General features: G+C 64.6%; 1 protein-coding gene and 1 pseudogene. Both read left to right on the forward strand.

Features of this window, described 5'->3' with window-relative positions:
• A pseudogene (locus EN879_RS35745) lies at window positions 1-375 on the forward strand (peptidylprolyl isomerase); the annotation flags it as partial.
• A complete protein-coding gene (trpD, locus tag EN879_RS35750) occupies window positions 372-1,382 on the forward strand; it encodes an anthranilate phosphoribosyltransferase (RefSeq protein WP_063167978.1) in 1,011 nt (336 codons plus the stop codon). The pseudogene EN879_RS35745 and the gene trpD, both read left to right, overlap by 4 nt.
• Window positions 1,383-1,428 lie beyond the last annotated feature (46 nt).

Genomic DNA, 1,428 nt, shown 5'->3' on the forward strand with positions numbered 1-1,428 from the left:
AAGCGGCTCAAGGCCGGCGCAACGCTCGATGTCATTGCCAGCGAACTGAAGCTGGAAAAGCAGACCAAGCGCGGTGTGAAGCGCGAGGCTGACGACGTCGATTTCGGCAAGGAAGGTGCCGCAGCGATGTTCGGAGTCGGCGAAGGCGGTACCGGCCTGATCCCCTCGCCTACCGGCGACGGAGAGATCCTGTACAAGGTCGCCGAAGTGTTCGAGCCCGCCGGGGCCGATGCCAGCTCGGTGCCGGATGACGCACAGAAATCCTTCACCTCCGGCATGTCGGACGACCTGCTCGACCAATTGGTGGCGCAGTTGCAGACGCAGTACGACGTTCGCGTCGACCAGGCCGCCGTCGCCCAAGCCTCGACAAGATGAGCGCGCTGAAAACCCATATCGCCAAGATCGCGACCGGTAGCGCGCTTTCCTTCGAGGAAGCGCGCGAGGCCTTCGACATCATCATGTCGGGTGATGCGACCCCCGGCCAGATCGGCGGTTTCCTGATGGCGCTGCGCGTGCGAGGCGAGACGGTGAGCGAGATTTCCGGCGCCGTCGCCACCATGCGGGCCAAGATGCTGCAAGTCGACGCGCCGGACGGCGCCATCGATATCGTCGGCACCGGCGGGGACAATTCCCACAGCGTCAATATTTCCACGGGATCGGCCTTTGTCATCGCCGGCAGTGGTGTGCCGGTTGCCAAGCACGGCAATCGTGGCCTGTCCTCGCTGACAGGAGCCGCCGACGTGCTGGTTGCGCTCGGCGTCAAGATCGACATCTCGCCCGAATTCATCGGCCGCTGCATCCACGAGGCTGGCATTGGTTTCATGTTCGCGCCCGCGCACCATCCAGCGATGAAACATGTCGGTCCGACCCGCGTCGAACTCGGCACCCGCACCATCTTCAACCTGCTCGGGCCGCTCTCCAATCCAGCTGGCGTCAAGCGGCAGCTGGTCGGTGTGTTCCTGCCGGAATGGATCCTGCCGGTTGCCGAGACGCTGAAGGCACTGGGTGCGGAGCATGCCTGGGTTGCTCATGGCGACGGCTATGACGAGATCACCACCACCGGCGAGACGCAGGTCGCCGAACTGATCGGCGGCGAGATCCGCAGCTTCACCCTGACGCCTGAAGCGGTCGGGTTGCCGCGCCACAGCAGGGACGAACTGCGTGGCGGCGATGCGGACTACAATGCCAAAGCCTTGCGCGATATGCTGGGCGGCGCTGCCGGCGCCTATCGCGACACCGTGCTGATGAATGCCGGCGCCGGCCTGGTGGTGGCGGGCAAGGCGACGACGCTTGCTGACGGCATCGCGCTCGCCGCGCAAGCCATCAACAGCGGCCGGGCCCTGCAAGTGCTCGACAGGCTGGTCGAGATTTCGAACGGGTAAAACGTGTCTGACATTCTTCGCAAGATCGAGGCCTACAAGCGCGACG

This window comes from Mesorhizobium sp. M7A.F.Ca.AU.002.02.1.1, assembly GCF_003998535.1.
Taxonomy (GTDB): domain Bacteria; phylum Pseudomonadota; class Alphaproteobacteria; order Rhizobiales; family Rhizobiaceae; genus Mesorhizobium; species Mesorhizobium ciceri.

Excerpts from the sequence above, each read along its gene's own strand:
- trpD (WP_063167978.1), top strand. The coding sequence starts at position 372 with ATGAGCGCGCTGAAAACCCATATCGCCAAGATCGCGACCGGTAGCGCG.